General features: G+C 74.1%; 4 protein-coding genes. 1 reads left to right on the forward strand and 3 read right to left on the reverse strand.

Going from position 1 to position 5,311, the window contains the following annotated elements:
• Positions 1-179 precede the first annotated feature (179 nt).
• A complete protein-coding gene (locus tag ACFWGJ_RS41520) occupies positions 180-968 on the reverse strand; it encodes a hypothetical protein (RefSeq protein WP_387334143.1) in 789 nt (262 codons plus the stop codon).
• Between the two features lie 201 nt (positions 969-1,169).
• Between ACFWGJ_RS41520 and ACFWGJ_RS41525 the strand changes: the two genes are divergently transcribed.
• Positions 1,170-2,411: an amidohydrolase gene (locus ACFWGJ_RS41525; protein WP_387334146.1), complete on the forward strand. Its 1,242-nt coding sequence runs from the start codon at positions 1,170-1,172 to the stop codon at positions 2,409-2,411.
• Positions 2,412-2,418: 7 nt separating this feature from the next.
• Here the strand turns inward: ACFWGJ_RS41525 and ACFWGJ_RS41530 are convergent, their stop codons facing one another.
• Both ACFWGJ_RS41530 and ACFWGJ_RS41535 read right to left on the reverse strand, forming a co-directional pair.
• Positions 2,419-3,729: a hypothetical protein gene (locus ACFWGJ_RS41530; RefSeq protein ID WP_387334144.1), complete on the reverse strand. Its 1,311-nt coding sequence runs from the start codon at positions 3,727-3,729 to the stop codon at positions 2,419-2,421.
• A 125-nt stretch (positions 3,730-3,854) separates the two neighbouring features.
• A complete protein-coding gene (locus ACFWGJ_RS41535; RefSeq protein WP_387334145.1) occupies positions 3,855-5,015 on the reverse strand; it encodes a PP2C family protein-serine/threonine phosphatase in 1,161 nt (386 codons plus the stop codon).
• Positions 5,016-5,311 lie beyond the last annotated feature (296 nt).

Genomic DNA, 5,311 nt, shown 5'->3' on the forward strand with positions numbered 1-5,311 from the left:
GGTTCCCCGCGCCCCTGAAAAGCGGGGCTGCGCCCCTGCCTTTCGTCTTTTAGGGGCGCGGGGAACTGCGCGGGTGACCCCCACCGGCCCGCAGACTGTATTCCAGCGGACGCCCTACCCCTAGGGGCGCGGGGAACTGCGCGGCCCGCCCCCACCGGGCCGCAGGTGAGTTCCGGCCGTCACATGTCCATCGTCGAGCCCGGGCCTCCGGCCCGGTCCGTCCGCTCGCGGGCCGGCTGCCCGCGCAGCGCGTCGTCACGGCCCGACTGATACGCCGACATGCTCCCCTTCGCGTTCTGCGACTCCCGCTCCGCGGTGGACAGCCACCGCTCCCACCGCTGCCGCATCGGCATGATCATGCCGCCGCCGACGCCGACGATCAGGATGCCCGCCACGGCCGCGAGCGCCGCGTACAGGACCGGCTGGGTGACGGCCGTCGCGATGCCCGCCTGGCCCAGCGCCGCGATGACGCCCAGCGCGAGGATGCAGGCCCACATCATGGTCGCCACCGTCCTCCCGTAGGAGACGGAGGACAGCGCGCTGCCCACGATCGTGCGTACGCCGTTCGCGATGGCCATCGCGATCACCACGAGGACCACGGCGACGATGCCGCGCGGCAGCCACGCCACGATCCCGTTGATCATCTCGCTGACGGGGTTCGCGCCGAAGACGCCGAGCGCGAGCTGCAGCGTGATCAGCATCAGGGCGTAGTACACGATCTTGCAGACGATCCCCGTCATGTCGTACTTGGAGTCGCTCAGCAGCCGTTCCGTGCCGGCCCGCTCCGACAGGCGCTCGGAGCCCACCTTGCGCAGGACCCGGTCCAGTACGCGGGCGATCATCTTCGAGATGACCCAGCCGATCACCAGGATGACGAGGAACCCGATGAGTTTGGGGACGAATGTCGCGATCTTCGACCAGGCGTCGTCGAGCCCCTGGGTGAAGTTGATGGCGAGCGTGCCTGCCATGCCGCACTTCCTTCGGTGGGTGTCGTCCCCCTCCCTCGTGGATAGCAGCGACACCCCGCCGCGACCGCGCCGAACACCGCCATTCGGGTGACACGCCCCGCATACGCTGACGAGGTGACCTCTCCCGCCGAACCCTCCGCCGCAGGACCGGACGCCGCAGGACCCGGCGCCGTCGGGCCCTCCGCCGCCGCGCGCACCGCCCTGGACCTCACCGCCGACCTTCCGCTGCCCGCGCTGGAGGACCTGTACCGCGACCTGCACCGGCACCCCGAGCTGTCGGCACGCGAACACCGCACGGCCGGGGTCCTCGCCGGACGCCTGCGCGAGGCCGGGTACGAGACGGCCGAGGGCGTCGGCGGCACCGGTGGCCCGGGGGTCGTCGGGGTGCTGCGCAACGGCGACGGGCCGACCGTCCTGCTGCGCGGCGACATGGACGCGCTGCCGGTCACCGAGGAGACCGGGCTGCCGTACGCCTCCGAGAACCCCGGTGTCATGCACGCCTGCGGCCACGACCTGCACGTCACCTGGCTGACCGGCGCCGCCGCGGCGCTCGCCGCCGGGCGGGACACCTGGTCCGGCACGCTCCTGGTGGTCGGACAGCCCGCCGAGGAGACCGGTACGGGCGCCGCCGCGATGGTGGCGGACGGCCTGTACGAGCGTTTCCCCCGCCCGGACGTACTGCTGGCCCAGCACGCGGCCCCCGGCCCGGCCGGACTGTTCGCGCACACGCCCGGCCTGATCATGTCGGCGTCCACGGACGTCGACATCGTCGTGCACGGGGTGGGCGGGCACGGTTCACGGCCCGAGGCGACCGTGGACCCGGTGGTGACGGCCGCGTACATCGTGACGCGGCTGCAGAGCGTGGTCTCGCGTGAGATCGCGGCCCGCGAGTCGGCCGTACTGACCGTGGGACGCATCGAGGCGGGCACCCGGCACAACATCATCCCCGCCGAGGCCCGGATCTCCCTCAACCTCCGTACGCAGTCCGCCGAGGTACGGGAGCGGATGCTCGCCTCGGTCCGGCGGATCGCGGCGGGCGAGTGCGCGGCGGCGGGCTGCCCGCGCGAACCCACCGTGACGGTGAGCGGGAGTTTCCCGGTGACCGTGAACGACGCCGACACCGACCGCCGGGTCGCGGCCGTGCACGGCGAGGTCTTCGGCGCGGGCACGGTCCTCGACTTCGGCCCGGTCATGGGCAGCGAGGACTTCCCGCTCCTCGCGGAGGACGGAGCCGGCGGCGGACTCCCGTACGCGTACTGGTTCGTGACGAGCACACCCGCGGAGGTCTGGAACGCGGCCGCCGCCGGGGCCGGGGGCGATCTCCTGGAGCAGCTCGCCGCCGTCCCCAGCAACCACAGCCCGCACTTCGCGCCCGATCCGGCGACGGTCGGGCCCGGCGTACGGACGCTGGTGTCGGGCGCGCTGGAGATGTTCGCCGGCTAGGTCCTGGCTAAGGACTCACCTGGGTACCGAGGCGGCTGAGGTTGCGGCGGATGTCGTCCAGCGCGCCCTGCCGGCGCCCGGGAACCCGTCCGCGCAGGTCCGCCAGCGCGAATCCCAGCTCGCGGGCCCGCGCGGAGTCGCCGATCCGGCCCCACTGGTGGTGCGCCCGGTCGACGGCCGCCTCGACGGCGGTGGCGTCGGCGGGCTGCCCCGCGGTCAGCCGCGCGTCGGCCACCGCGAGCCAGATCCGGCAGCTCAGCTCGGCGTCGCCCGCGAACATGGCCAGGTCCGCGCGCACCTCCATCCAGTGCACGACCTCGTCGGCGCCCGGCCCGTACCTCCGCAGCGCGGTCCGCTCCCACTGCTCGGCCAGCACGGCGGCCTCGGCGTGCCGGCCGCTCTGCACGGCGGCGGTGATCTCCGCGTGCGGATCCACCGGGGCCGCCTCGGGCACGGGAACCGGCAGCGTCACGGGCGGGGCCGCGGGCATGGGCACGGCGGCGAGGTAGGGCGCGGGCACGGACAGGGGAGCGGGCGCCGTCGCGGGGGCGGGCACGGATGCGGGGTGGGGCACAGATGCGGGGTGGGGCACAGGGACCGACATGGGTGCGGGTGCCGGTGCCGCCGCGTATCCGTGGGCCGTCGCCGGGCCCGGCATCGGGACCCCTGCCCGGTACCTGGGTTCGACCGCGAGGACCAGGTCCCGGTGGGCGGAGTCGGGGTCCTCGCCGTACGAGCGGGTCAGCGCCTGCTGATGGAGCTGCGCGAGCGGCGGGCGGTGACCGCTGCGCAGGATCGTGGCCAGGGACTTCATGTACGTGGGTACCGCCGTCGCGCGGCGCGGGGGAGGCGGGGCCACGCGGCCGTACAGCGCGACTCCTGGACCCCCGGTGAGAGGCTGGCCGGCCAGGTGCTGCCAGGTCTCCGCGTCGGTGTGCAGATCGACGAGGAGGGTCGTGCTGCCCGGGGCGCGCAGCCGGAGTTCCTCACGGATCCAGTGCCACGGGAAGCCCGTGTAGCGGACGGTCGCCGGGGTCGTCCGGGCGAGCGCCAGGTGCGGACGCCGCTGCCTGCGGTCCAGTTGGAGCTGCCCGGTGAGGAAGACCGTCAGCGGCCCGGGGGCCGTCGCGGCGGCCCGCAGCCGGGTCAGGACGGCCTGCGGCTGCAGCGGGTCGGCGAGTTCGACGACGTTCGCCGTATCGGTGCCCGAGAGCACGGAGGGGGCCACCGCGGCGAGTACGGGGAGCACGGACGCGGCGTCGACGAGGCAGCCCTTGCCCACCGGCGACGCCGCGATCAGCAGTACGGTTCCGGGCATCGCCGTCTCCCTCCCCTTCACTTCCCCTTCGATCACTACGGCAGCACGGTAACCGGTGCGGGTGCAAAGGGGGTTGTGGTGGGGGCGATAGGGGGTGGGTGATGGCGGTTTGTTCGGCCGCCGTCTCAGCCACGAACCGGGCGGACCGCGAAGATGGTCGTGTCGTCCACCAGGTGGCCCGTGCTGTGGCGGAGGGTGCCCTCGCGGACCAGTTCCACCAGGTGCCGAGGGTGGGTGAGGCCGGGGTCGACGGAGACGGCCAGGGCGACCCGCTCATGGAGCGGGAAGAAGACGCCCTCGGCGTCCCGCGCCTCGGTCACGCCGTCCGTGACGAGCAGCAGGGTCTCGTCGGCGGCGAAGGGGACCCGGCGGACCGGCGGGACGCCCGAGGCAGGACCGGCCAGCCCGCCGAAACCGAGCGGCAGGCCGTCGCCGGGCGGCAGGAGGCGCACCCCGGACGGTCCGGCCACCAGCGGGGGCTCGTGCCCGAAGTTCACGACCTCGATGTGGCCGTCGGCCGCGCCCGGCGGCGGGAACCCGACGAGGACCGCCGTCGCGAAGCGTTCCACGCCGCGGGCCGGTTCCTCGCCCAGGTCCGCCACGTACTGCCGCTGGCGGCGCATCCGGGTCTCCAGCCGTTCGGCGACGACGGCCAGGGACGCCTCGTGGTACGCGGACTCGCGGAACGTGCCCAGCAGCGCGGCGGCGGCGTCCACCGCGGGCAGGCCCTTGCCCTGGACGTCACCGAGGAGGACGCGGGTGCCGTGCGGGCCGGGCTGGATGTCGTAGAAGTCGCCGCCGACGCGGGCCTCGCTGTCGGCGGCGAGGTAGACGGCCGCGTGGTCCAGGCCGGCCCAGGGGGTGGGCATCGGGCGCAGCACGGTACGGCGGGTCGTGTCGGCGACGTCCCGCATGTGCAGCATGCGGCGCTCTTCGCGCACGCGTACGGCACACGCCGTGGTGGCCAGGGCGCCGCCCACGGCGACGAGGATGAAGTCGGGCAGACCGGTCTGGTCCTGGTGCGGCCAGGCCGCGTCCACCTCGATGTACGTGATGAGGGCGAGGGCGGCGAGGACGGCCGTGCCTCTGACTCCGCAGATGGCCGCGGCGATGCCCGGGACCAGGACGATCCAGGAGATGATCCTGAACTCGCCCGAGGTGTTGCTGTCGATCACGGCGATCGCGGCGAGGAGGAGCAGTGGGGGTGCCCAGGCGACGCTGCGTCCGCGCACGCGGAGCAGTTGCTGCCGCTGGGCCCGGGTGCTCTGCTCCGTGCCGCCGCTCACCCGCCCAGCGAAGCACGCACGCGCACGCGCCGCACGCCGGGCCCTCCGGCTCCGCCCCACCGACTCCATCCGCCCTGCGGGTCCGGGGGCCGCTCGCGCAGTTCCCCGCGCCCCTGACAGACAAAAGCCGCGCACGTCCCCACCTGCGGCCCGGTGGGGGCTGGCCGCGCAGTTCCCCGCGCCCCTAAAAAACAACGCCCACGCGCGTCCGTATCTGCGGGTTCGGTGGGGGCTTGTCGCGCAGTTCCTCGCGCCCCTCAAAAGCGGGGCTGCGCCCCAGCTTTTGCCTTCAGGCT

The organism is Streptomyces sp. NPDC060205, from assembly GCF_042728395.1.
Classification (GTDB): Bacteria; Actinomycetota; Actinomycetes; order Streptomycetales; family Streptomycetaceae; genus Streptomyces.

Excerpts from the sequence above, each read along its gene's own strand:
- ACFWGJ_RS41530 (WP_387334144.1), bottom strand. The coding sequence starts at position 3,729 with ATGCCCGGAACCGTACTGCTGATCGCGGCGTCGCCGGTGGGCAAGGGC.
- ACFWGJ_RS41520 (WP_387334143.1), bottom strand. The coding sequence starts at position 968 with ATGGCAGGCACGCTCGCCATCAACTTCACCCAGGGGCTCGACGACGCC.